18 protein-coding genes are annotated in these 24743 nt (G+C 69.1%); 9 read left to right on the top strand and 9 right to left on the bottom strand.

Going from position 1 to position 24743, the window contains the following annotated elements; genetic code table 11:
* Positions 1–3 precede the first annotated feature (3 nt).
* Together hisD and ACRQ4B_RS09790 are read right to left on the bottom strand one after the other, a co-directional pair.
* On the bottom strand, positions 4–1311 hold the full coding sequence (gene hisD, locus ACRQ4B_RS09795) for a histidinol dehydrogenase (RefSeq protein ID WP_439691249.1): 1308 nt from the start codon (positions 1309–1311) through the stop codon (positions 4–6).
* 90 nt (positions 1312–1401) lie between these two features.
* Positions 1402–2094, bottom strand: a complete 693-nt coding sequence (locus tag ACRQ4B_RS09790) for an SGNH/GDSL hydrolase family protein (RefSeq protein WP_439691248.1) — start codon at positions 2092–2094, stop codon at positions 1402–1404.
* Positions 2095–2207: 113 nt separating this feature from the next.
* Here ACRQ4B_RS09790 and ACRQ4B_RS09785 point away from each other — a divergent pair, with 113 nt between their 5' ends.
* The 5 genes from ACRQ4B_RS09785 (at position 2208) to ACRQ4B_RS09765 (ending at position 8985) form a co-directional block, all read left to right on the top strand.
* On the top strand, positions 2208–3590 hold the full coding sequence (locus tag ACRQ4B_RS09785) for a rhamnosyltransferase WsaF family glycosyltransferase (protein ID WP_439691247.1): 1383 nt from the start codon (positions 2208–2210) through the stop codon (positions 3588–3590).
* Positions 3587–5026, top strand: a complete 1440-nt coding sequence (locus ACRQ4B_RS09780) for a glycosyltransferase family 2 protein (RefSeq protein WP_439691246.1) — start codon at positions 3587–3589, stop codon at positions 5024–5026. Before ACRQ4B_RS09785 ends, ACRQ4B_RS09780 begins: the two co-directional genes overlap by 4 nt.
* Positions 5026–7635 (top strand): glycosyltransferase, encoded by a 2610-nt coding sequence (locus ACRQ4B_RS09775; RefSeq protein ID WP_439691245.1) that lies wholly within the window; start codon positions 5026–5028, stop codon positions 7633–7635. The genes ACRQ4B_RS09780 and ACRQ4B_RS09775 overlap by 1 nt, the downstream gene beginning before the upstream one ends.
* Before the next feature lie 101 nt (positions 7636–7736).
* A complete protein-coding gene (locus ACRQ4B_RS09770; protein WP_439691244.1) occupies positions 7737–7892 on the top strand; it encodes a hypothetical protein in 156 nt (51 codons plus the stop codon).
* A gap of 22 nt (positions 7893–7914) precedes the next feature.
* Positions 7915–8985, top strand: a complete 1071-nt coding sequence (locus ACRQ4B_RS09765; RefSeq protein ID WP_439691243.1) for a glycosyltransferase — start codon at positions 7915–7917, stop codon at positions 8983–8985.
* Here ACRQ4B_RS09765 and ACRQ4B_RS09760 read toward each other — a convergent pair.
* Together ACRQ4B_RS09760 and ACRQ4B_RS09755 are read right to left on the bottom strand one after the other, a co-directional pair.
* Positions 8971–9690 (bottom strand): SGNH/GDSL hydrolase family protein, encoded by a 720-nt coding sequence (locus tag ACRQ4B_RS09760; RefSeq protein ID WP_439691242.1) that lies wholly within the window; start codon positions 9688–9690, stop codon positions 8971–8973. The two genes, ACRQ4B_RS09765 and ACRQ4B_RS09760, sit on opposite strands and share 15 nt — an antisense overlap.
* A 7-nt stretch (positions 9691–9697) precedes the next feature.
* Entirely contained in the window at positions 9698–11389 is a 1692-nt protein-coding gene (locus tag ACRQ4B_RS09755; RefSeq protein ID WP_439691241.1) for a glycosyltransferase family 2 protein, read from the bottom strand.
* 118 nt (positions 11390–11507) lie between these two features.
* Here ACRQ4B_RS09755 and ACRQ4B_RS09750 point away from each other — a divergent pair, with 118 nt between their 5' ends.
* Positions 11508–14201, top strand: coding sequence for a bifunctional glycosyltransferase/CDP-glycerol:glycerophosphate glycerophosphotransferase (locus ACRQ4B_RS09750; RefSeq protein ID WP_439691240.1), 2694 nt, complete (start codon positions 11508–11510; stop codon positions 14199–14201).
* Between the two features lie 51 nt (positions 14202–14252).
* Positions 14253–15359 carry an acyltransferase family protein gene (locus ACRQ4B_RS09745; RefSeq protein ID WP_439691239.1) on the top strand — a complete coding sequence of 369 codons (1107 nt, stop codon included), beginning with the start codon at positions 14253–14255 and terminating at the stop codon, positions 15357–15359.
* Between the two features lie 37 nt (positions 15360–15396).
* On the opposite strand, the gene ACRQ4B_RS09740 is transcribed toward ACRQ4B_RS09745, so the two are convergent.
* Together ACRQ4B_RS09740 and ACRQ4B_RS09735 are read right to left on the bottom strand one after the other, a co-directional pair.
* Positions 15397–16125, bottom strand: a complete 729-nt coding sequence (locus ACRQ4B_RS09740) for an ABC transporter ATP-binding protein (protein WP_439691238.1) — start codon at positions 16123–16125, stop codon at positions 15397–15399.
* Entirely contained in the window at positions 16122–16943 is an 822-nt protein-coding gene (locus tag ACRQ4B_RS09735) for an ABC transporter permease (protein ID WP_439691237.1), read from the bottom strand. Before ACRQ4B_RS09735 ends, ACRQ4B_RS09740 begins: the two co-directional genes overlap by 4 nt.
* A gap of 165 nt (positions 16944–17108) precedes the next feature.
* Between ACRQ4B_RS09735 and ACRQ4B_RS09730 the strand changes: the two genes are divergently transcribed.
* Together ACRQ4B_RS09730 and ACRQ4B_RS09725 are read left to right on the top strand one after the other, a co-directional pair.
* Entirely contained in the window at positions 17109–18482 is a 1374-nt protein-coding gene (locus tag ACRQ4B_RS09730) for a glycosyltransferase family 4 protein (protein ID WP_439691236.1), read from the top strand.
* Positions 18479–19933, top strand: coding sequence for a glycosyltransferase family 2 protein (locus ACRQ4B_RS09725; RefSeq protein ID WP_439691235.1), 1455 nt, complete (start codon positions 18479–18481; stop codon positions 19931–19933). The genes ACRQ4B_RS09730 and ACRQ4B_RS09725 overlap by 4 nt, the downstream gene beginning before the upstream one ends.
* Positions 19934–19989: 56 nt before the next feature.
* Here ACRQ4B_RS09725 and ACRQ4B_RS09720 read toward each other — a convergent pair whose 3' ends face one another.
* From ACRQ4B_RS09720 to dnaE, 3 genes are read right to left on the bottom strand one after another with little or no spacing between them, the layout of a single operon-like run.
* The gene (locus ACRQ4B_RS09720; protein ID WP_439691234.1) at positions 19990–20784 is read right to left on the bottom strand and encodes a hypothetical protein; all 795 of its coding nucleotides are present in this window, start codon (positions 20782–20784) and stop codon (positions 19990–19992) included.
* Positions 20781–21131, bottom strand: coding sequence for a DUF2200 domain-containing protein (locus ACRQ4B_RS09715; protein WP_439691233.1), 351 nt, complete (start codon positions 21129–21131; stop codon positions 20781–20783). The genes ACRQ4B_RS09720 and ACRQ4B_RS09715 overlap by 4 nt, the downstream gene beginning before the upstream one ends.
* A gap of 2 nt (positions 21132–21133) precedes the next feature.
* Positions 21134–24616: a DNA polymerase III subunit alpha gene (gene dnaE, locus ACRQ4B_RS09710; RefSeq protein ID WP_439694374.1), complete on the bottom strand. Its 3483-nt coding sequence runs from the start codon at positions 24614–24616 to the stop codon at positions 21134–21136.
* Positions 24617–24743 lie beyond the last annotated feature (127 nt).

Genomic DNA, 24743 nt, shown 5'->3' with positions numbered 1-24743 from the left:
AGGCTACCGGTTCGTGCGCTCCGTCACGGCGGCGCCGTGCGCGGGGAGCTGTTCCTCGGTGGCGAGGGCGACGATGTGCGGACCGACCTCGGCGAGGGCGTCGGCGGTGTACCGGATGACCTGCTGCGGCCGGAGGAACGTCGACGCCGACAGCCCGGACCCGAACCGCGCCTGCCCGCCGGTGGGGAGGACGTGGTTCGACCCGGCGAGGTAGTCACCGAGGCTGACGGGCGTGTCCGGTCCGACGAACACCGCACCTGCGGCGTCGACCTGCGCGAGCACCGCGTCGTCGTCGGCCGTCTGGATCTCGAGGTGCTCCGGCCCGTAGGCGTTGCTCACGGTCGCGGCGTCGGCGAGCGAGTCGACGAGCACGATCGCGGACTGCGGACCGTCGAGTGCGGCCTGGAGGCGCGCAGCCGTCCCCAGCGACGCCGCCCGTGACGGGATGGCCGCCTCCACCGCGTCGGCGAACGCCGCCGACGTCGTCACCAGCACACTGCCGGCCTGCTCGTCGTGCTCGGCCTGGCTGATGAGGTCGGCGGCGACGAACCCGGGGTCGGCGGTGTCGTCCGCGATGACGAGGATCTCGGTCGCGCCGGCCTCGGAGTCGATGCCGACCGTCCCGCGCACGAGCCGCTTCGCCGCCGCGACGTAGTTGTTGCCCGGGCCGGTGACGAGGTCGACCGGCTCGAGGCCGATCGACGCGACGCCGTACGCCAGCGCACCGATCGCCCCGGCACCGCCCATCGCGTAGACCTCGTCGATGCCGAGCAGCCCCGCCGCGGCCAGGATCGTCGGGTGCACCGCTCCCCCGTGGTCGCGCTGGGGCGGTGAGACGAGGGCGATCGACCCGACGCCGGCGACCTGCGCCGGGACGACGTTCATCACGACGCTCGACGGGTACACCGCCTTGCCGCCGGGTACGTAGAGTCCGACGCGGCGCATCGGCTGCCAGCGCTGGTGCACCTCGGCCCCGCCCGCCAGGGTCGTCACCGAGGCCGCCGGCACCTGCGCAGCACTCGCCGCCCGGACCCGACGGATCGCCTCGTCGAGCGCCGTGCGGAGCTCCGGGGTGAGCCCGGCGACCGCCGCAGCGATCTCGGCAGCGGGGACGCGGACGTGCTCGGGCGCGCCGCCGTCGAACCGTTCGGCCTGCTCACGGAGCGCGTCGGCCCCGTGCTGCCGGACCGCGTCCACGAGCACACGGGCCGCGTCGACGGCGTGCGAGACGTCACCGACGGCGCGCGGCATCAGGCGGAGGAGGTCGGCACGGGCGGGGAGGCCACCACGGAGGTCGATTCGCTGCATCATCAGGGACCCAAGCCTACCGAGCGCGGGGCCGCGGCACGCTCGGCGGGTGCTGCCCGCCGGGTCTCGCCCGGTGCTGCTCGCCGGGTGCTGTCAGCTCCCCTGCGCCGCATGCGACGTGCGGGTGCCGAGGACGGCCTCGCGGAGGGCCTCCCCCAGCATCTCGTACTGCGCCGGACCGGCCGGGTGCACGCCGTCGACGCTGAACCCCTGCGCCCAGTCCTGCCCCGACCGCGCCGACGTCCACGGGTCGGCCCAGGACCACCCGCGGTCCTGCACGAGCACCCGGAGGTCCCGGTTGTAGGCCCGCTGCGCGACGCCGTCCCTCGGGTACGGCGGGATGGCGGCCACGATCACCCGGTCGGCGTCGACGGTGGCGACGATGTGGTCGTAGGCGGCGGTCTGCTCGGCGACGGTCAGCCCGCGACGGACGGCGTTGGTGCCGGCGAGCACGACGACCACGTCGACGTCGGGGATCGGCTGCACGGCCGCGGCCATGTCGGCCGGGGTCGCCCCCGCTCGTGCCCACCCGCCGGCGAACGTGATGCCGTCGCCCTGCGCGTAGGTCATCCACGACTCGTCGTCGAGCCCGTTACCGAGGAACATCGAACGCCCGGCGCTCAACGAGTCGCCGACGACCGCCACCCGGAGCGGCGCTGGAGCGCGGCTGGGTGCTGCTGCTCGTGGGACGGGTTCGGTGACGTGGGATGCCGGCTCGATCACGAACACGAACGCCAGGACCGCGAACAGCCCGATGGCGAGGGCGAGCAGACGGGGACGCGGCACCCGACCATTCTGCGGCACGGGACCTCGGACGAGGGCGTCGACGACCGGACGGTGTCCTGCCGCTGGGCCGAGCCAGGCGAGCGATGCTGCGCCGCCCAGTAACGTGAGCGTCGATGAACTTCGAGAAGGCGCGGCGCCTCATCGGCGACCTGGTGCGTGTGAACGAACGGTACGCGCGCGACGGCCACTACCGGAACGACGTCCGCGAACGACTGGGACGGACCGTCTCCCGCGTCGACGTCGGGGTCGCCCGACGTGAGCGGGATCGTGCCCCGCTGACCGCGCGGCCGTTCGAGGGCCTGGTCGAGACGAGTCTCGCGATCGCCGGGATCCGCACCGTCGACCGGGCGCCCGAGGTGGTCCTCGTCGTGGACGAGCTGCGCGAGGGCGCCGCGTTCGCCGGCGTGCAGACCGCTCTCGCAGTCGCGCTCGCGCTCGGCGCACGGCTCGACCGCCGGGTGCGCGTCGTGATGGTGCGGTGGACGACCCCGGGCAACAACGCGGCGGCCGCCGAGGCACTGATCGCGGACCGCTTCCCGGAGTCCCGGGTCGACGGGCGCCCCGGCGTGCGGGTGGTGCGGCGCGAGGACGTGCTCGGTACCGAGTTCGGCCGGGACGACGTGTGGATGGCCACGCACTGGAAGACCGCGCACCCGATCGACGTCGCCGTCACCGCCGGCGTCGTCCCCCGCGACCGCGTCGTGTACCTCGTGCAGGACTACGAACCCGGGTTCAGCCCCTGGTCGACCGAGTACGCCGTCGCAGCCTCGACCTACCGCGCGGGCTTCCGACTGCTCGTGAACTCGGAGCCGCTCCGCAAGTACCTCGCCGAGGTCGAGGGGTTGAACGTCCCCACGGAGCGCACCTTCGCACCGCACCTCGACGTCGACCTGCTCGAACGCGTCGCCGACGCACGGACCCACGACGACGTCGTCCGCGTCCTCTTCTACGGACGCCCGAGCAAACACCGCAACCTGTTCCGGCTCGGCGTCGCGGCGCTGCGTGTCGCCGTCCAGGAGCTCGCCGACGACGGCATCCAGGTGGAGTTCCACTCAGCGGGCGAGCAGCACGGGGACGTGGAGCTCGACGGGGGCCGGGGCGACGTCAAGCTCGTGAGCCACGGAACGATGCCGTGGGACGACTACTTCCGCTTCATCGCCTCGACCAACGTCGTCCTGTCGTTGCAGCACAGCCCGCACCCGAGCCACCCGCCGTTCGACGGTGCGATCTCCGGCGCCCGGGTCGTCACGAACGAGTTCCGCGACACCCGGGGCCACCTGCACCCGAACCTCGCCGCGGTGCCCGCCGACGCCCGCTCCCTCGGGCTCGCGGTCGCCAGCGCCGTCCGTGCCGCCGCGACCGACGGCCCGACGGGGTTCGTGCCGCTCGACGACGACGCGCTCGGCGGGCCACTCGACCGTGCCGTCGACGTCCTCGCCGTCCAGCTCGAGGAAGAGCCACCGTCGACCGAACCGAACCAGGAGTCAACCCGATGACCCGCTCCACCCTCGTCGTCGTGCCCGTGTACGGGGACCTCGACTCCCTGCTGCGCTGCGTCGACGGGCTGATCGAGCACCTGGACACCGACCGCCACCGCGTGCTGCTCGTCAACGACTGCGGCCCCGACGTCGACGTGATCGAACGGGCCCTGCTCGACCGCATCGCGGAGCGTCCCGGCTTCCGGTACGAGCGCAACGACCACAACCTCGGCTTCGTCGGCACCTGCAACCGCGCCGTGCTCGAGCTCGACACCGGAGCCGAGGCCGTCCTCCTGCTCAACAGCGACGCCGTGCCGACCGCAGGCTTCCTCGATGCGATGCTCGCCGTGCTCGACGAGGAACGCACGGGCGTCGTCACTGCCCGCAGCGACAACGCGACGATCGCGAGCATCCCCTACCGCCTGACGAACCGCGGCGCCGCCCGGACCGAGGCGCGCACCCGCGCGGTCTGGTCCGAGATCGCGCCGCTCCTGCCCGAGTCACAGGTCCTCCCCGTGGCGATGGGGTTCTGCTTCCTGACACGTCGCGAGCTGATCACCGAGCACGGCCTCTTCGACGAGGCGTTCGCCCCCGGGTACGGCGAGGAGAACGACTACTGCCTCCGCATCGCCGCACACGGCTGGCTGTCGAAGATCGCGAACCGGGCGCTCGTCCTGCACGCCGGCGGCAAGAGCTTCGCCGGCAACCGGTCCGCGCTCCGCGCCGCCCACCAGCGGGAACTCGAGCGCCGGTACCCCTTCCTGCCCGAGGCGGTGGCCGCCTACCAGCGGCACGGCATGAGCGCGACCGAGCGCTTCGCCGACGTGCTCGTCCCCGCCGGGCCCACCCCCCGTCTGTCGGTCGACCTGCGGCACGTCGAGGACGCCGCGGGGCTGGCCCGGCAGATCGACGCGGCCTTCGGGGACGGCTTCCGTCTGGAGGCACGGCTCCCCGCCGGCACGCCGGTCCCCGCCGGGTGGGCGGTCCCCTCGGACGACCCGAATCCGGACGACCTCGTGACGGCGCAGATCCTGGTCGACCCGACACCCGGAGACCTGGTCGCGGCGAACCGTCGCGCCGCGTTCTGGGTGGTGGTGCGCACCGGTTCGACGACGCCGCCGTGGTCATCCCCGCGGGTCCGTGCCGGTGCCGAGCGGGTCATCGACCTGACCCGCCGATCCGCCGACGAGGTCACGCCGGACGAGCTCGGGAGCGCACGCGCGAGCCTGGAGAACAGCATGCTCGCCCCGCTCGACGGCACGTCCGTGCACCTCGAGCAGCGCTGGGCGGCGGTCCTGCCCCTCGACCTCGCCGCCGCCGAAGCCGCCGCTGACGACGCCTCCGACGAGGTCGCGCGACTGCGCCGCGAACTGCACGACCTCCGCACGAGCCGGTCGTTCCGCACCGGCCAGGTGATCGCGAAGGTCGCCTCGCGACTGCCGGGGCGCCGCTGATGGCGGACCGCGGGGGCATCGGACGGGCCGCACGGCGGCTCGTCCGCGGGTTGCGCGGCCCGGAGAAGCCGCTGACCGTCGCCGACCGGCTCGACCGGTGGGCCCGTCGGATCGCCGAGTTCGGCGTGCTCGACCGCGAGTACCTCGAGGCGCAGACCGGTCGGACGTTCACCACCGACGACGAGGCGATCGCGTTCTACGTGCACAACGACGGGCAGCGGGGACTCTCGCTCAGCCCGCTCGTCGAGCACGAGTGGATGCGCGAGCACCAGCCCGTGCCCGCGATGTCCTGGTACGACGCACTGCACCAGGAGGGGCCCGAGCTCTTCCAGACCGGACCGCTCTTCGACGCCGGCGTGTACCTGGCGTCGCTCCCGACGCCCGACCGGCCGACGTCCACCCTGGATGCACTCCGCCACTTCCTGCGGAACGCGACGGACACGACCCCGCTCCCCGTGCCTCCAGGCCGTCGTGGGCCCGCGCCCACGTGGGGCGCCGTCCGAGGGTCCGCCGTGCTGGCGGCCCGCGAGTTCGCTGCCGCGCAGCACCGGACCCGGCGTCGCTACCGCTCGACATGGGACGGGCCCGAGGCCGTCGACGTCCTCGCGCGCTACGCGCGCGGAGCGGCCCGGCGCGAGGCCGAGCAGCCGCTCGTCTCGATCGTGATGCCGGTGCACCGCCGGGCCGACGTCGTCGGTGCAGCGCTCGCATCCGTCCGGGCGCAGCAGCACCCCGCGTGGGAGCTCATCGTCGTCGACGACGGCTCGGGCGACAACACCGTCGACGTCGTCCGCAAGGCTGCAGCGGACGACGCCCGGATCCGTGTGCTCGAGCGGGAGAACGGTGGCCCCAGTGCCGCACGGAACACGGGGCTCGCGGCGGTCCGCGGCGACTTCGTGGCGTTCCTCGACGCGGACAACACGTGGCGACCGGGGCACCTCGCCGCCGCCCTCGCCGCGCTGCTCGAAACCGACGGCGCCGGCGTCCACACGGGTGTCCGGATGATCGGGGCCAACAACGCCGACGACTCCACCGCGCCCGCCGAGACGTACCGCGGCGAGGACGGCACCCTCGAGGACCTGCTCGCCGGGAACTTCATCGACCTCAACGCCCTCGTCGTGCGGCGGGACGTCGCAGCCACCGTGGGTCCCTTCGACGAGACCCTGCGTCGCTGGATCGACTGGGAGTGGCTGCTCCGGATCGGCAAGCACTTCGGCGTTCCCGTGTACGTGCCGGTGATCGGTGTCGACTACGACAACGTCCGCGACCCGCGACGGGTGTCGTCCGCGCAGCCGGCGTCCTGGCAGGAGGTCGCACTCGCGCGGCACCGCATCGACTGGGACGCCCTCGCCGCCGCCGCGCCGACGCGCGACGCGGCCCTGGTGTCCGTCGTGGTCCCGGTGTTCCGCGACTGGACGATGACCCGTCGAGCCGTCGACGCCGTCCTCGGTGCTGCGGACCACGACGGCGACAGGGTCGAGGTCGTGCTCGTCGACAACGGCTCACCCCGATCCGTGTCCGCGATCCTCGGCGCCTGGTTCCGCGACGAGCCACGGGTGATCCTGCAGCGCGAGGACCGCAACCGGAACTTCGGCCTCGGCAGCGACCTCGGCCTCGCACGCTCCACCGGCGCGACCGTCGTGATGCTCAACAACGACACCGAGGTCACCGCCGGTTGGCTCCGGCCCCTGGTGTCCGTGCTCGAGGACCGAGCGGTGCTCGGCGTGCAGCCGCTCCTGGTCTACCCGGATGGTGTCGTCCAGACCGCCGGCACCGTGTTCGGCGGCGACAAGGTGCTGCCGTGGCACTTCCTCGGCGACCACCCGCGGCACGACGCTGCGCGGTACTTCGGCGGCGGCACCGCTGCTGCTCCGCCGAGCTCCGTCCGCCGGTTCACGGCGATCACCGCAGCGGCTGCCGCTTTCCGTGCCACCGACCTCATCCGGTGGCACGGGTTCGATCCCGTCTACGCCAACGGGCTCGAGGACGTCGACCTCTGCCTCCGCGCCCTCGAGTCGTCGTCCGCCGGTTCGCACTTCGTCGTCGAACCCGCGTCCGTGGTCGTCCACCACGAGAGCCGCACACCGGGCCGCGACGACGCCCGGGTCGACAACCGCCGGATCTTCGACGAACGGTGGCGCGGGCGGTACCCGGACGCGGACGCCGTCGACCGGTACGACGCCGCCGGGCTCCGCTACCTCGGGGTCGAACCCGGGCTGCCCAAGGGGCACGCCGTGATGGTCCGGTCGTCACGGCCCGTCGTCGTCCGGGAGGAAGGCGCCGTGGGGCTCCGCGTCGCGGTCAAGCACGACGGGACCCGGCCGGCGGACGTGACCGCACTGCTGGCGGCCCTGGAGCGCGCGGGGCACACCGCGCAGGTCGATCTCCCGACGTCTTGGTACCGGGGGTCGAGCGTGATCGACGACGTGACGGTGTCGGTCGGCGACGGGCATCGATCGGGTGGTCCGGCGCCGGCGACGTTCGTGCCGCAGCCCGGAGCGCGAAACGTGGTGTGGCTCGCGCCGGGGCAGGTCGTGGCGGACGGCGACTTCGCGTCGGTCGTGGAGGCCGAGGGCGGGGCGGAACGGGTGGTGCGGGCGCTCAGCTGACGTGAGCCACCTTCGTCTCTGCGGTCCTTCCTGGGGTAACGTTCACCACACTCCGAGGCACACGCAGCCCCCCGTTCACTTTCGAGGGCCAACATGTCGGTATGTCGCTCCTCTCCGATGCAATGCGGTCGACCTTCACGACCAAGTGCTCCGTGTGCGGTGCCGTCATCTCGAAGCGCGACGCGCTCGCCCACGACGGACTGGCGTTCTGCTCGGTCCTGCACGAGGCCGAGTACATCGTCGCCACAGCGGACTGACGACTCCCCGTAGGATCGGGCGGTGCCCGATCGCTCCCTCGTGGTGTTCCCGGCCTACCGGGACAACCCCTACCTCAACCTGATGCTGCTTGCCCCTCGGGCCCGCGGTTGGAACGTCCTCGAAAGCCTCCGCCTCGAGCAGCTCGAACAGCATCTCGGTCACCTCGGCACCGGTGACGTGTTCCACATGCACTGGACCTCTCCGATCGTGCAACGCGCCGACGACGACCTCGCTTCGGCCGGCCTGCGTCTCGACCGCTTCCGCAGAGGCGTCGACGCGGCACGCTCGCGCGGCGCACGCCTCGTGTGGACGATCCACAACGTCCTGCCACACGACGCCCGGCACCTCGAGCTCGAACTCGAACTCGACCGGTACCTCGCTGCGACCTCCGACGCCGTGCACGTGATGAACCGGGACACCGCTGCCGCCGTCGCGCCCTACTACGCACTCGACGGCGCCCGCGTGGTACACATCCCGCACCCCAGCTACCAAGGCGTGTACCCGTCGTCCGGGTCGCGTTCCGAGGCCCGGACACGCTTCGGCCTCGGCGACACCGACCGGGCCGTCCTGGCGTTCGGGCAGATGCGGCCGTACAAGGGCCTCGACGTGCTCATCGACGCCGTGCGCCGGATCCCGTCCGCGGACCGTCCGGTCCTGCTGCTGGCGGGTCGGACCTCGGACGAGGACCGCGCTTCGATCGACGCGCTGCTCGGCGACGACGTCCGCAGCGTCCGGGAGCACGACCACGTCGAAGACGTCGACGTGCAGCGGTGGTTCCGAGCCGCGGACGTGGCCGCCTTCCCCTACCGGCGCGTCCTCAACTCGGGGAGTCTGCACCTGGCAGCGTCGTTCGGCGTCCCCGCGGTGCTGCCGGACGAGGCGCACCTGCGCGCGGAGTTCGGGGACGAGGGGTGGGTGCGGTGGTTCGACACGGCCGATGCAGCCGCGTCGCTCGCCGCGGTGCTCGCCGAGCCCGTCGGCAGTGCCGAGGGGGCAGAGGAGTTCAGTCGGCGGCTGGCGCCGTTCGCGCGGTCGAGGGAGTACGCAGAGCTGCTGGACGAGGTAGCGACCTCAACGTCACCCGAGCGCTGACGGGAGCACACGCGTCTCGAGGATGATCCGACGGAAGGACTCGCCGAGCATCTCGTACTGGGCTGGGCCGGCGGGATGCGTTCCGTCCACGCTGAAGCCGTCAGCCCAATCGTCGCCGTCGCGCGCGATCGTCCACGGATCCGCCCAGGACCAGCCGTGCGACTCCGTGAAGCTGCGGAGATCGCCGTTGTACCGAAGTGCCCCAACAGCGTGGAACCGGTACGGCGGAATCCTCGAGATGATGACCCGCTTCGGCCGCACGACGTCGACGATCTGCTCGTAGGCAGGTGCTTCATCGGCCGCCGTCTTGCCGGTCCGAACGGCGTTCGTACCCGCGAGGATGACGAGTACGTCGACATCGCTGATCGGCCGGACGGCGGCGGCCATCTGGTCGGGAGTCGCGCCGGAACGCGCCCAACCGCCGACGTACTCGATGCCGTCGCCCTCGGCGTAGGTCATCCACGACTCGTCGTCGAGGCCGTTGCCCGAGAAGTGCGATCGCCCGGCGCTCAGCGAGTCCCCGACCACAGCGACGCGGAGAGGAGCAGGAGCAGCTCGATCGGCCGCCTGAGGAGTCGATTCGGGTCTGCGGAGCGTTGGCGCGAGGTCTCCCGTGACCACGAGCGCCACGAGCAAGGCGATCGCCAGGCCCACGGGCAAAACACGACGCACCCGATCGTTGTGCGGCGTACGGGGCTTTCTCAAGAGAGCATCAACGCAGCTTGCGGTTCACGCGCGCGAGGATCCCCGTGATGCCTCGTCGAGGAGCCGCGCGTCGGTCGATGAGGAAACGCCATCCGTTCCTGCGGTCCGCAAGCGGCTGCATCGGGAAGCCAGTGTCGAGAGGCGGCAACGGCATACGCGCCGTCACAACGGGGAAGTCGCCGAACACGCCTTCGACTGCGACACTCACCGTCCACCGTCCGGCGGCGAACTGCGTGGCGTCGAGCGAAGCAACCCACCTTCCAGACGACATTCGCAGCGGCACCACAATCGTGTCCGAGGCTTCGTCCGACCGCAGCACCAGCTTCAGGTTTGCGTCCAGTGGCGATGAGCCCACCGCGCCGCTGAGCTCGAGTCCACGCGCCGAAGGCTCCGCACCGCTGACGACCAACGGCACGAGATGGCGCAGATTCGACACGGCCCGTACCGCCCCCGCATCGCCGCGACCGACGGCATCGGCCATCGCTGCGAGGAGACCGGGCTCGCTCGGACCGAGCGGCAGGTCGTCGAATGTCCGCACGACGTCGGCGAGCCGATCGGGAGCCACTTCGTCGGCGCCGTTGACCAGGATCGGGAGGAATCCCTCCTCGACGAGGCGCCCGATGTCGACCCGACTCGTATCCGCCCGACGCAACGCCGCCAGGCCGGCCACCCAGGCGTCGATGCGATCCCGGCCGTGGGACGACGTGGAACCACGGACGAAACCGGGTAGCACAGCGTGCTCGTCGCCGAGCACGAGCGCCCACAGCATCCTCCGGACGGGGGCGGTCTCCTCGATCCGCTCCAGTGGGACCACTCGGAGCAATTCCTCGAGCGCGGCTCGGACGGCCGCGACGTCAGCAACGGAGTGTTCGACGGCGAAGAACCGAGCGAGGTGTGCCCAGCCGTCCGCATCGAGCACGACTTCAGCATGTGTCTCCTGCAGGGCCGGGCGGCCGTCGAGGAGTTCCGAACAGATGAACTCTTGCTCGAAGTACCGCACCGTGGCAGCACGGTCCGTCCGCTTTGAGATCGAACTGCTGTCACTCCTGTCGCGGTACAGGTAGACGGGAACGGGAACGACGTCGATGCGTTCAGCGCTCACGAGTGCACGGGTCATCGGCTCGATGTCCTCGACGCTCGCGATCTCGGGGAACCGGAGATCTGCCCGGTCCCAGAACGACCGACGGAACATCCGGTTCCAGCACGCTCTGCCGGCGAGGAGTCCCGGCAGGTCTTCTGGAATGATGCTGGTCCGTGCGCGATCGAAGGCAGACCATCGTGCCGTCGGGCTCCACGTCGTCGAGGGCGAGAACTTCAGGTGATCTCCGATCACCATGTCGGAACCGCTCGTCGCGAGCGATTCGACCATCGCCCTGTAGGCGCCGTCGGGAACGATGTCGTCTGCGTCCGCGAAGACGAGGTACTCCCCTCTCGCGGACACGACGCCCTCGTTCCGAGCTGCCGCGGCGGAGCCCGCATCGGACCCGATGAGCCGAATGCGGCCATCCCGGTCGGCGAAGCTGCTCACCACGTCTGCTGACGCGTCGACAGACCCGTTGTCGACCACGACGACTTCGATGTCCGTCAGCCCCTGCGCGAGGACGCTCTCGAGAAGCTCACCCACCCACGGTGCGCTGTCTCGAAGTGGCACCACCACCGAGACCAGACTGCTGACGGTCGGGTTCTCCACGGTCTTCATCGTGACACCGACGCTAGCAGTGGAGAGGAGCCCAGCGGATTTGAGGATCGCTGGTATTCTCCTGAGGCGTTTCTGACGCACAGTCCTGCCCTCAACCCGATACGGAGCAATTCAGTCGATGGCGAAGTCCGATCTCGCAGGCCGCCGTGGCGCCGCTCGTCCTCGTATCGCCGCCGTCATCGCGACGTACAACGTCGCTTCGTACCTTCCGGAGTTCCTGGCTTCACTGGCGAACCAGGCCGGCGGGATCCAGCGGGTCCAGCTTGTCTTCGTCAACGACGGTTCGACCGACGACAGCGAGCGGGTGATCCGCGCCTGGGTGGAGAAGCACAGCGCCACTGCGACCGTCATCTCACAGTCAAACGGTGGTGTCGCGGCGGCCCGCAACGCTGGGCTGGATGCCGTCGACGCAGACTGGGTCACGTTCTGCGACCCGGACGACGTGCTCTCGGACGACTACTTCAGCCAGGTCACGAAGTTCCTCGACATCTATCAGGACGAGTCGGTCTCGGTCGTCTGCACACACCTGATGCCCTTCGACGAACGCACCGGGGAACGCACCGACACACACCCGTTGCGACACAAGTTCCAGAAGGGCTCGCGGGTCATCAACCTGCACGTCGAACCGACCGTGCACGTCAGTGCCGGGAACACCTTCCTGCGGACTTCCGTCATCGACGAACTCGGGCTCCGGTTCGACGCGCAGATCCGCCCGAACTTCGAGGACGGGCACTTCATCGCGCGGTACTTACTCGGCTCGGACACGCACCGACTCGGAGTGGTGGCGTCGGCGAAGTACTACTACCGGACCCGTGGCAACGGCTCATCGGCCACGCAGACGAGCTTCCTGATGCCGGAGAAGTACACCACTCTCGTCCGTCATGGCTTCCTCGCGCTGCTCAGAGAAGCGAGCGAACGGGGTACCATCCCGCGATGGCTCGAGAACACGGTCCTCTACGACCTCTTCTGGTACTTCAAGAACGAACTCGCCATCCGTTCGCTGACTGCCGCCGCTCCCCCGGAGGTCTTCGATGAGTTCCACGAGCTCATGCGCGAGATCCTGGAGCTGATCGGCGACGATGCGATCAGGACGTTCGACGTCATGGGCGTCGAGTTCGCCGTCAAGGAGACGTTCCTCAAGGGGTACAAGCCGGAGCCCCTCCGCCCGGACTACGTGCGACTGAACGTCGTCGACGAGTCACGCCAGGAGGTCCACCTCACCTACTGGTTCTCCGGTGCTGAACCGACAGAGCACGTCATCGTGGACGACGTCGAGGTCGCGCCGCTGTACAGCACGGTGCAGGAGTACCAGTTCTACGGCCGCACGCTCCTCAAGCGTCGTCACATCTGGATCCCACGCGGACTGCGTTCGATCATCCACCTGGACGGGCTCCAGGTGTCGGTCGTTCGCGGCGATCAGTGGGGTCACGCCGAGTCGCTGACGTACAAGCAGCTGAACCCGACCATCATCGGCCAGCGCCGTCGCCACAAGGCTGAGCTCGACCCGTCGCAGAGCCTGCTCCGTTACGTCCGTTCGAAAGCTGGCCAGACCCTGCTCGCTTGGCGGCGCAACCTCGACAAGCAGAAGCTCAAGAGCGAACTCACCGCTGTCCAGGTGCACTCACCGACAGTCCGGCGGCGATTCCACGATGCATGGGTCTTCATGGACCGGAACACCGACGCGAACGACAACGCGGAACATCTCTACCGCTACGCGCGCGAGCACCACCCCGAGATCAACGCCTGGTTCGTACTCGAGCGCAGGTCCGAGGATTGGGACCGGCTCAAGGCCGAGGGCTTCCGCCTCGTGTCGTACGGGAGCGCCGAGTGGCGGCTGCTGATCCTGCACGCAGCACACCTGGCCTCGTCGCATGCAGATGCGTACGTCGTGTCGCCGTTGGACGGTCGTCAGTACGGGCAGCCACGGTTCAAGTACTCGTTCCTGCAGCACGGCATCACCCAGTACGACCTCTCGCGCTGGCTCAACATCAAGCCGATCTCACTCCTCGTGACGGGCACCCGCGCGGAACAGCAGTCGATCGCACAGTCGAGTCCGTGGGCGTTCAGCGACCGGGAGGCCGTGTTGACCGGCTTCCCCCGACACGATGCGCTGCTCCGGAAACGAGCGTCGACCCCGGAGTCCGAGCGCGACACGATCGTGATCATGCCGACGTGGCGCCAGAACATCGTCGGTGCCGCACTTCGAGGCTCGAACGAACGGCTTCGCAACGAACGATTCATGGAGAGTGAGTACGCCCAGACGTACCTGCAGCTCCTGCACGACGAACGACTTGCCGCTGTCGCTCGCGAAACGGGCAGGCGGATCATCTTCATGCCGCACCCCAACATGCTCCCGTACCTCGCCGACTTCGCCGTCCCGGCGCATGTCGATGTGCTGAGCTACCGCGAAGCCGACGTCCAGCAGGTCCTCGCATCAGCGAGCACCGTGTTGACCGACTACTCATCGATCGCCTTCGAGGCGGCCGTCGTCGATGTTCCACTCGTGTACCTGCAGTTCGACGCCGACGAGTTCTTCAACGGAATGCACATCGGACGGCGCGGGTACTTCGAGTACGAGCGACATGGCTTCGGGCCGGTCACCCATGACGTCGGTCAGGCGGTCGACGCGATCGCCGACATCGCTTCCGGCGGATACCGCGTCGCGCCGACCTATGCGGAGCGTGCGCGCGAAGCGTTCCCGGTGCGCGACGGCCGGAACTGCGAACGAGTCATCGGTGCGATGAAAGCCCTCGATGGTGGCCCTCGGATCGAAGAACTCGACCACGCGGTCCGGCACGCAGCTCACGTCTGAGCACTTTCTTCCACCACCCCCGCGAGCGAGGTCATTCCTTTGGTCGAAGTGATGCCGAGAGCAATCCCTGCGTCGAAGGGACGATACGCTGCGCTCGACGGACTTCGGTTCGTGGCAGCGCTGGCAGTCATGCTGTTCCACTACGCCGCTTCGACCGACCGCTGGGGGCAGTCGTTCCGGGACCTCTCCGCCCCGCTCTTCGGGGTCGCGAAGTTCGGCTACTTCGGTGTCGATCTGTTCTTCGTCATCAGCGGGTTCGTCATCCTCATGAGCGCATGGGGGCGTCCGCTCGGCGTTTTCGTCGCGTCCCGAACGGCCCGGCTGTACCCGGCGTACTGGTTCGCGGTGCTCTTCACCGGCTTCCTCCTCCTCGTCACCGCCCCGCAGGACGTCACGATGAAGCAGATCCTCGTGAACTTGACGATGGGCCAATCAGCGTTCGGCGTCGAGCACGTTGACGGCGTCTACTGGACGCTCTGGATCGAGCTCCACTTCTACCTCATGATGGGTGCGTTCCTGCTCGTGGGGATCACACGCAACCGAATCCTGGTGTTCTGTGGCCTCTGGCCGATCGTGGCGTCACTCGCCGAGGCAAGCGACGCCCACCTCCTGTCGACCTTCCTGCAGCCGACCTACGCGCCGCTCTTCGCCGGCGGCATGCTGATCTACCTCTTGTCGCTCGATCGTCGGTCGCTCATCACCTGGTTGCTGCTCGGAGCGAACATCCTGTGGGCGATCCCAACCGCCGGTTCCGACGCTGCCGATGCAATCGCGCGCCTGACCGGCAGCGGGATGAACGACCTCGTCATGATCGTCGTCATCGTGTCCTGCTTCCTCGCGGTCATGGGTGTGACGCTGACGCCCGTCCGACGGACGAGTTGGAAGTGGCTGACCGTCGCCGGACTCTTGACCTACCCGCTCTACCTGATTCACGAAGAACTGGGGTGGACGATCATCAGTGCGCTCGCCCCGCACCTGCCGTGGGCGCTGACACTCGCAACCGCGATCCTGGTCAGCATCGCACTGGCGGTTGCGGTGCACATCGGGATAGAACGACGGTTTGCGAAGCCGCTTCGGAACACCGTACAGACCGCGATCGAATCGATGAGCCAGCAAGAGAAGCGACCGTCTCGACGCCGGGCGTCCGACACCGATTGACTGCGCGAGGCCCCGTTCCTGGAGCCGTACCACTCGATCACACGGTCTCGTTGTAGGCCTTCACGACGTCGTCCGTCTTGCCGATCATCTTCAGCTCACCCTCGTTGAGCCAAGCCACGTCGTCGCACATGTCCTTGACGGTGCTCATCGAGTGCGAGACGAGGATGACCGTGCGGCCCTCCTCCTTCATCTCCTTGAACTTGGTGCGGCACCGCTTCTGGAACGTGGCGTCACCGACGGCCAGGACCTCGTCGACCACCAGGACGTCGGGCGTCACAGCGACGGCGACGGAGAACCCGAGGCGCACGTACATGCCCGACGAGTAGTTCTTCACGGGCTGGTCGATGAAGTGGCCGACGCCGGAGAACGACACGATCTCGTCGAACTTCCGGGTGACTTCCTTGCGGCTCATGCCGAGGATCGACCCGTTCAGGAAGACGTTCTCGCGGCCGGAGAGCTCGGGGTGGAAGCCGGAGCCGACCTCGAGCAGCGACGCCTGCTTGCCGCGCGCGGTGATCGAGCCTTCCTCGGGCCACAGGATCTTCGCCAGGCACTTGAGGAGCGTGGACTTGCCCGACCCGTTCTTGCCGATCAGCCCGAAGGTCTTGCCCTGCGGGACCTCGAACGAGACGTCCTTGAGCGCCCAGAAGTCCTCGTGCACGGACTTCTTCCCGCGCATGACCATGCTCTTCAGCGAGTCGTTGCGCTCCTTGTACATGCGGAAGCGCTTCGAGACGTGTTCGACGGTGACGGCAGCTTCGGTCACAGGAGTTCAGCCAGCTTCTTCTCGTTGCGGGAGAACACGAAGTAGCCGAGTGCGAGCGACGCGCATCCTGCGATGGCGCACGCGACCAGGTCGGTCCAGTTCGGGAGACGGTTGTCGTACATGAGGTTCCGGAAGACCTCGGAGAACCGTTCGATCGGGTTGAGCTTGTAGACGTGGATGATCCACGGGTGCCCGGCTTCGTTCGCGGCGTCCTCGACGAGCGACAGCGGGTAGATGATCGGCGACAGGTACATCCACATCTGCAGGGCGATGCCGACGAGGTGCTGCATGTCGCGGAAGTGCACGTTGACGATCGACAGGATCAGCCCGAGGCCGGCGGCGAACATGGCCAGGAAGACCATGGTCAAGGCGATGATCGGCAGGTAGATCCAGAAGTTCGAGCCCGCGATCGCCAGGACGATGAGCAGCACACCCATCTCGACCAGCCAGGTGAAGCCGAACGAGCCGACCGCCGCCAGGGGCAGCGTCATGCGCGGGAAGTAGACCTTCTTGATCAGCGACCCGTTGGAGACGATCGACGTCATGCCGGAGTTGATGACGTTCCGGGCGAAGATCCACGGCAGCAGGCCGCACATGAGCCAGAGCGGGTAGATGTTCAGCCCGCTGGGGTCGCCCACCTCGAGTCGCGCCCGGAAGATGAACGAGTACACGATCGTGTAGATCAGCATCGTGGCGAGCGGGTTGATGAGCGACCACAGCTGCCCGAAGACCGTGCGGCGGTACTTTCCCTTCACCTCTCGCGCTGTGAGGTTCGCCAGCAGCTCGCGCGAGGACATGAGCTCGTTCAGGTACGTCATGCTTCGGGTGCTGGCTCCTCCGGGGCGCGACGCGGCGCTCCTCACAGGGATTCGGGGACGAGACATTCTCGCACAAAGGTTGCACCACGCACGTTCGGCTCGGTGACGATCGACCACAGCGGGTGTCGACATGACGAACCCTCGGCGAAACCTTTGTAGAGTGACATGGTGATCGTCAGCTTCGCCAACCACTCCACGGCGCCGGTGAACCTCGGTGGCGCGGAGCGGTCCCTCCTCCGGTTCGTGGAGGACTGGCAGGCGATCGATCCGACGATGACCCCGACCTTCGTCACGAAGGCCCCGCGTGGCAAGTTCATCGAGGCGCTCGACGAGCGTGGCTGGTCGTACGACGCCCTGCGCTTCCGCGGGTGGGCCCTGACGAGCCCACAGCCCGCACCCGCCGCCGAACGGGCAGCCTTCGCCACGGTCGACTACGCCGCGGTGAACTCGATCATCCGGCTGTACGAGCGCAAGCGTCCGGACCTGGTGGTGACGAACACGCTCGTCGCTCCCTGGGCCTCGTTCGCTGCGGCAGTGCTCGGCATCCCGCAGGCGTGGTTCGTCCGCGAGTACGGCGACCTCGACCACGGCTTGCAGTTCCAGACCGGACGGGCGGGGGTCCTGGGCGACATCGGGTTGCTGGCGGGCGCGGTGGTCACGAACTCCGAGGCAATGCGCGAGCACCTTGCGCAGTACGTCCCGGACCACAAGCTGTCCGTCGCCTACCCGACTGTCGACACCACGCGCCTCCAGGCCACTCGTGACGAGCCGCCGGCGACGACCCCGTTCCCGCAAGCCGACCCAGGTCTCCGCGTGACGGTCGTGGGACGCGTCGAGGAGTCCAAGGGTCAGCACCGCGTCGTCGATGCGGTCGGCGCGCTCCGCGAGCGCGGCATCACGGCGAGCGTCTGCTTCGTGGGGAGCTGGAAGCACCCGGGCGAGGACCAGCGCCTGCTCGACCGTGCCCGGACGCTGGGTGTGGCAGAGCACGTCGTCTTCGCCGGAGAGCAGCCCACTCCGGCGCCGTACGCGGCGGCTGCGGACGTGTGCGTCACACCGTCCACGATCGAGGCCTTCGGTCGCACGACGGCGGAGTACATGACACTCGGCAAGCCGGTCGTCGCCACCCGGCAAGGCGGCAGCGCGGAACTGGTCGAGCCGGGCGTCACCGGCATGCTGGTGGAGGCCGACGACGCGGCGGCACTGGCTGACGCGCTCGCCACGTACGCGACGGACCCCGACTCGGCCAGGAGGCACGGTGCGGCTGCCCCGGGTCGGCTCGCCGCCGTCACGGGGGCGGGACACGACAACGCCGCCGCGATCGAGCGGCTGACCGCGTTGGTCGGCACCGAGGGCTACCGGCTCCCCCAGGCTGCCCGCTACTGGTTCGAGCTCCCGGGCGCCTACGCGTCCCTCGGCGCCACGAGCGCCCGTGCTGCAGTGGGTCTTCTGGCGAACCGGGTTCGTTCGCGTTCGGGCCTCGTCGGCAGGCTGCTCGCCCGTCCGGGCGTGGCAGTGCGGAAGCTGGCTCGCCGATGACCCGTGACCGCCGTCCGGTGACGATCGTCGTCCCGGTGTACGACGACCTACCCGGACTCGAACGCTGCATCGAAGCGCTGCTCGAGACCGTCGACTTCTCGGTCGACCGGGTCGTACTCGCGAACGACGTGGGCCCGCGCGTCGACCGGATCGAGGAGCGGATCATTCAGCTCGTCGGCGACCACGACGGCTTCGAGTACACCCGCAACGACCGGAACCTCGGCTTCGTCGGCAACTGCAACCGTGCCGTCCTCGAACTCGACCGCACCGGCAACGACGTCCTGCTGCTGAACAGCGACACCGTCCCGATGCCGGGCTTCCTCGACGAGATGACGGCCGTGCTGGCCTCGGACGACGCGATCGGCGTCGTCTGCGCCCGGAGCGACAACGCGACGATCGCGTCGTTCCCGTACGCACGCCGGAACCCGCGCGCGAACCTCGCTCCCCGTCGCACGCGCGAGCTGCACGGTCGCACGAAGTACCTCCTCCCCCGTCACACGGTCTCCCCGGTGGCGATGGGCTTCTGCTTCCTGATCCGCCGCGAGATGATCGACCGCTTCGGCCTGTTCGACGAGGCCTTCTCCCCCGGGTACGGCGAGGAGAACGACTTCTGCCTCCGGATCAACGAGCACGGCTTCACCTCGGTGCTCGCCAACCGCGCCCTCGTGCTCCACACCGGCTCGACGAGCTTCAGCGGTGACCGCGGCCCGTCCCTCCGGCTGGAGCACGAGCGAATCCTGCTCGAGCGCTACCCGTTCTACGGCGGCGCCATCGCATTGTTCCTCGCCCGGTACCGCGACGCGGTCGACGTCTTCGCCGACGCGTTCCTGCCCGACGACGACGTCGTGCGCGTCGCGCTGCACGTCCCCTCGGATCTCACGAACGAGATGGTCGCCCGTGTCCGGTCCACGCTCGAGGCGGCTCCGGAGGACGTGGTCGTGACGGTCATCGTCCCCAAGACGCAGGTGCGCGTTGCGCGCCAGGCCTTCCCAGGGTCCGCGATCGCGGTCGGCGGTCGACCTCGGCAGATCTTCGACGTCGCGGTCGCACTCGGCGCGCTGACGACCTTCGCGCAGCTCTCGGCGCTGAACGCCAACGCGCCGCGGTGGATCCTCGTCGATCCGGTGTCGCAGGACCTCCGCTGGGCGCACGCGGTCGCGAACCACCGTGCTTCCGCCATCGACCGCATCCTCCGCCGATTCGAGAACCAGAGCACGACCTGGCACGACGGTGCCGAGCTCGTCCGCCTGATCCGGGCGGCGGTCGCGACCGACATCGACCCTGCGGCGCTCCGTGCCCGCTGGCACGCCGTGTCGGACATCGCCGAGGCCACCGGGCTCCTCGTGCACCGGGCGACCGTCTCGATCCGACGCTTGACCGCCCTCACCTTCGGAGCGCGGAGCCCACGCCTCGTCGCGCGTCTCCGCTCGATCGCCGGCCGCGGCCTCTGACGCATCCACCACCGGCCCGGAGGCACGTGTCGGCCTCGCCACGCGCCTCCAGGCCGTCAGACCAGCGCGTCGATGACGTGCCGGTGCCGGTCCGCCTCGGCCGCGTCCCACCCACCGAGCAGCCGCAGCGTCGCGATGCGGAACGTGAGCGCACGGACCAGCAGCTGGGACCACTCAGCGACATCGTCGCCGAGTGCGCCGAGGCGTCCGAGTGGCAACCCGTGCCAGCAGACGGCGTCGACCGCGGCGATGGCGGCGCCGAGCCCGGCGGGGCGCCAGTACGGCGGCCAGTCGATGACGGTCGGCGGCAGCCCGTCGGCGAACAGGACGTTGCCGAGCAGGTCCCCGTGCACGAGCTGGAACGGCGCCCGCACCGGCCGGAACGCGGCGGCGAGGCGGTCCAGCGACGGGTCACGGGGCAGCGGTTCCTCGTCCCAGGCCATGCGGTCGGCCTGGCTCCAGGCGTCGTCGGGGCGGTCGAGTCCAGGGGCCCCGCCGAGGAATGCCGGCCGGTCCAGGTGTGCGAGCGCGCGGTGGAAGGCCTCCCCGACACAGAGGACGTCCTCGACGCGACGCTCGTCGGCGCGACCGGGCACGAACTCCCACGCCTCCCAGTCCCCCGCCCGCCAGGAGCCGTCTGCCGTGGCGATCGGCCGTGGCGTCCGGAACGCTGGTGTGTGGGGCAGCTCGGCGAGGACGGTCGCACGCCAGTCCGTCACCGCCGCGCCGTCGTGCGGGCGCAGCACCACGTCACCAGCGCGCCAGGTCAACCCACGACCACCGGCGAGCCGTTCGAGGGGCGCGCCGTCCGTTCCGAAGGCGCGCAGCACGCCGGCGTCGGGCTGACTCACGCGGTCCGCAGGACCTTCGCCATCGGCCGGCCCCTCGCGACCTCGTCGACGAGCTTGTCGAGGTACCGGATCTGCTGCATGAGCGGGTCTTCGATCTCCTCGATCCGGACCCCGCAGATCACCCCGGTGATGAGCGGCGCGTTCGGGTTGAGGTGCGCGGCCGCGAAGAAGTCCTCGAACGAGGTCTCCTCGGCGAGGTGCTGCGCGAGCGCACGGTCGTCGAACCCGGTGAGCCACTCGATGACCGTGTCGAGCTCCGCCTTGGTGTGGCCCTTGCGTTCGACCTTCGCCAGGTAGTGCGGGTACACGGCGGCGAACGGTGTGCCGAAGATGCGGTGCCCGGCCATCGTCACACCAGGCAGCGCGGGCCGAGCAGACTCTTCAGCTCACCGAACAGGTCCGGCGTCAGGCTCACCGGGAACGGCAGCTCGAACGTCCGCGCCACGTCGTCCTTCACGAGCTTCAGCCGGACCTCGGTCTCGCCCTGGTGCCGACCGAGGACGGCCGCGAGCTCGGTCACCGTCGAGGTCGTCGCCTGACGCTCTGGCAGGCTCAGGGTGAGCGGGCCGGACCCCATGGCGTCGCCGACGTTCGGCTGGAACATGCTCACCGCGTGCAGGGCCTTGCCGTCGTCGCGGACGTTCACCCGCCCACGGAGCACCACGATCGAGTCCGCGACGAGCGACGGACCGAACTCCTGGTACGTCTTGCCGAGGAACATCACGCCGATCTGGCCGCCGAAGTCCTCGATGTCGACGATGCCGTACGGGTTGCCCGACGACTTCGCCACGCGGTGCTGCACGCTCGTGAGGAGTCCCGCGACCGTGACGGTCTCGCCCTCCACCGAGTCGTCGGCTGCGATGAGGTCGGCGATGGTGATCGACTGGTGCTTCGCGAGCTCGATCTCGAGCCCGGCGAGCGGGTGGTCGGAGACGTACAGGCCGAGCATGTCCCGTTCGAACGCGAGCTTGTCGCGCTTCGACCACTCCGGCCGGTCCGGCACCTGCGACACCGCGGCCGCACTCGGCTGTTCCTCGGCGACCTCGGCGAAGAGCGAGTCGAAGTCGAACCCGACGTTGCCGTTGGCCTCGTCACGCTTGACCTTGACCGCACCCTCGACGGCACCCTCGTGGATCTCGACGAGCGCGCGGCGGGAGTCGCCGAACTCGTCGAACGCGCCGGCCTTGATCAGCGACTCGACCGTGCGCTTGTTCGCGGACGAGATCGGGATCTTGCGGAGGAAGTCGTGGAACGACTCGAACGCGCCCTTCTCGGTGCGGGCCTGCACGATGTCGTCGACGACGTTGAACCCGACGTTGCGGATCGCGCCCATGCCGAATCGGATGTCCTCGCCGACGGCGGCGAAGAAGCCGATCGACTCGTTGACGTCCGGCGGCATGACCTTGATGCCCATCCGGCGGCACTCGTTGAGGTACAGGGCGAGCTTGTCGCGGGCGTCACCGACACTCGTCAGCAGCGCCGCCATGTACTCGGCCGGGTAGTGCGCCTTGAGGTACGCCGTCCAGAACGACACCACGCCGTACGCCGCCGAGTGCGCCTTGTTGAAGGCGTAGTCGGAGAACGGCAGCAGGATGTCCCAGAGGGTCTTGATGGCAGCGGCCGAGTAGCCGTTGTCCTGCATGCCCTTCTCGAAGCCGGCGTACTGCTTGTCCAGCTCGGACTTCTTCTTCTTGCCCATCGCGCGGCGGAGGATGTCCGCTTGGCCGAGGGAGAACCCCGCGACCTTCTGCGCGATGGCCATGACCTGCTCCTGGTAGATGATCAGGCCGTAGGTCGTGCCGATGATGTCCTGCAGCGGCTCGGCGAGCTCGGGGTGGATCGGCGTGATCGCCTGCTCGCCGTTCTTGCGGAGCGCGTAGTTGGTGTGCGAGTTCGCACCCATCGGCCCCGGACGGTACAGGGCGATGAGCGCGGAGATGTCCTCGAAGTTGTCGGGCTTCATCAGACGGAGCAGGCCGCGCATCGGGCCGCCGTCGAGCTGGAACACACCCAGGGTGTCACCGCGCTGCAGGAGCGCGTACGCCTCGGGGTCCTCGAGCCCCATGGTCTCGAGGTCGAGATCGATCCCACGGTTCGACTTGATGTTGTCGAGGGCGTCACTGATGATCGTGAGGTTCCGGAGGCCCAGGAAGTCCATCTTGATCAGGCCGAGCGACTCCGCTGCCGGGTAGTCGAACTGCGTGACGATCTGGCCGTCCTGCTCCCGCTTCATGATCGGGATGATGTCGATCAGCGGGTCGCTCGACATGATGACGCCGGCCGCGTGCACGCCCCACTGGCGCTTCAGCCCTTCGAGTCCGAGGGCGGTGTCGAACACCGTCTTCGCCTCGGGGTCGGTCTCGACGACCGTGCGGACGTCGACGGCTTCCTTGTAGCGCGGGTGGTCCTTGTCGAAGATCCCGGTGAGCGGGATGTCCTTGCCCATCACGGGCGGCGGCATCGCCTTGGTGAGCTTCTCCCCCATGCCGAACGGGAAGCCGAGGACGCGCGAGGAGTCCTTGAGCGCCTGCTTCGCCTTGATGGTGCCGTACGTGACGATCTGCGCGACGCGCTCCGACCCGTACTTCTCGGTGACGTACTTGATCGCCTCACCGCGGCGCCGGTCGTCGAAGTCGACGTCGAAGTCGGGCATCGAGACGCGGTCCGGGTTGAGGAACCGCTCGAAGATCAGGCCGTGCCGGATCGGGTCGAGGTCGGTGATGCGCATCGCGTACGCCACCATCGAACCGGCGCCGGAGCCACGGCCCGGACCGACGCGGATGCCGTTGTTCTTCGACCAGTTGATGAAGTCGGCGACCACCAGGAAGTACCCGGGGAAGCCCATCTGGTTGATGATGCCGACCTCGTAGTCGGCGCGCTCCTGGACCTCGGGCGTGATGCCGCCCGGGTACCGGTACTCGAGCCCCTTGGCCACTTCCTTCTCGAACCAGGAGTGCTCGGTCTCCCCCTCGGGCACCGGGAACTTCGGCATGTAGTTCGCCGCGGTGTCGAACTCGACGTTGCACCGCTCGGCGATGAGCAGGGTGTTGTCGCAGGCCTCGGGGTTGTCGCGGAACACGTGCCGCATCTGCTGCGGGGTCTTCAGGTAGAACTCGTCGGCGTCGAACTTGAAGCGGTTCGGGTCGTTCAGCGTCGAACCGGACTGCACGCAGAGGAGCGCCGCGTGCGACTTGGCGTCGTGCGCGTGCGTGTAGTGCAGGTCGTTCGTGCCGACCAGCGGGATGTCGAGGTCCTTCGCGAGCCGGATCAGGTCGCTCATGATCCGACGTTCGATCTCGAGCCCGTGGTCCATGACCTCGGCGAAGTAGTTCTCCTTGCCGAAGATGTCGCGGTAGTCGGCGGCGGCCTGGACGGCCTCGTCGTACTGCCCCAGGCGCAGGCGGGTCTGGATCTCCCCCGATGGGCAGCCCGTCGTCGCGATGATGCCGTCGTGGTACTGCTCGAGCAGCTCGATGTCCATGCGGGGCTTGAAGTAGTACCCCTCGAGCGATGCCTTCGACGACAGCCGGAACAGGTTGTGCATGCCGGTCGTGTTCTCGGCGAACATCGTCATGTGCGTGTACGAACCCGCGCCCGACACGTCGTCGCCGCCGCCGTCGCCCCAGCGCACACGGGTCTTGTCGGATCGGTGCGTGCGGGGCGTGATGTACGCCTCGGTCCCGATGATGGGCTTCACGCCCCCGGCCTTCGCGGCCTTCCAGAACTCGAACGCGCCGAACATGTTGCCGTGGTCGGTGACCGCGACGGCGGGCATGCCCTGCGCTGCGGTCTCGGCCACGAGGTCGCCGAGCCTGGCGGCACCGTCGAGCATCGAGTACTCGCTGTGCACGTGCAGGTGGACGAAGGAGTCGGAATCCGACACGGAACCTCCGGTTCGTACGGTCTGCTGCGGGGTGGGAACAGCCTAACCTCGCCCACCCACATTCCCGGGCGCGTCG

Source organism: Curtobacterium sp. SP.BCo (assembly GCF_051903265.1).
GTDB lineage: Bacteria > Actinomycetota > Actinomycetes > Actinomycetales > Microbacteriaceae > Curtobacterium.
The sequence above is the reverse complement of the archived record's forward strand: the minus strand, read 5'-3'. Positions and strand labels throughout refer to the sequence as shown.

Bases quoted from the DNA above. Each gene is read 5' to 3' on its own strand.
- hisD (WP_439691249.1), bottom strand. From the start codon at position 1,311: ATGATGCAGCGAATCGACCTCCGTGGTGGCCTCCCCGCCCGTGCCGAC.
- ACRQ4B_RS09785 (WP_439691247.1), top strand. From the start codon at position 2,208: ATGAACTTCGAGAAGGCGCGGCGCCTCATCGGCGACCTGGTGCGTGTG.
- ACRQ4B_RS09780 (WP_439691246.1), top strand. From the start codon at position 3,587: ATGACCCGCTCCACCCTCGTCGTCGTGCCCGTGTACGGGGACCTCGAC.
- ACRQ4B_RS09775 (WP_439691245.1), top strand. From the start codon at position 5,026: ATGGCGGACCGCGGGGGCATCGGACGGGCCGCACGGCGGCTCGTCCGC.
- ACRQ4B_RS09770 (WP_439691244.1), top strand. From the start codon at position 7,737: ATGTCGCTCCTCTCCGATGCAATGCGGTCGACCTTCACGACCAAGTGC.
- ACRQ4B_RS09755 (WP_439691241.1), bottom strand. From the start codon at position 11,389: ATGAAGACCGTGGAGAACCCGACCGTCAGCAGTCTGGTCTCGGTGGTG.
- ACRQ4B_RS09750 (WP_439691240.1), top strand. From the start codon at position 11,508: ATGGCGAAGTCCGATCTCGCAGGCCGCCGTGGCGCCGCTCGTCCTCGT.
- ACRQ4B_RS09745 (WP_439691239.1), top strand. From the start codon at position 14,253: ATGCCGAGAGCAATCCCTGCGTCGAAGGGACGATACGCTGCGCTCGAC.
- ACRQ4B_RS09735 (WP_439691237.1), bottom strand. From the start codon at position 16,943: ATGACGTACCTGAACGAGCTCATGTCCTCGCGCGAGCTGCTGGCGAAC.
- ACRQ4B_RS09730 (WP_439691236.1), top strand. From the start codon at position 17,109: ATGGTGATCGTCAGCTTCGCCAACCACTCCACGGCGCCGGTGAACCTC.
- ACRQ4B_RS09725 (WP_439691235.1), top strand. From the start codon at position 18,479: ATGACCCGTGACCGCCGTCCGGTGACGATCGTCGTCCCGGTGTACGAC.
- ACRQ4B_RS09715 (WP_439691233.1), bottom strand. From the start codon at position 21,131: ATGGCCGGGCACCGCATCTTCGGCACACCGTTCGCCGCCGTGTACCCG.
- dnaE (WP_439694374.1), bottom strand. From the start codon at position 24,616: ATGCTCGACGGTGCCGCCAGGCTCGGCGACCTCGTGGCCGAGACCGCA.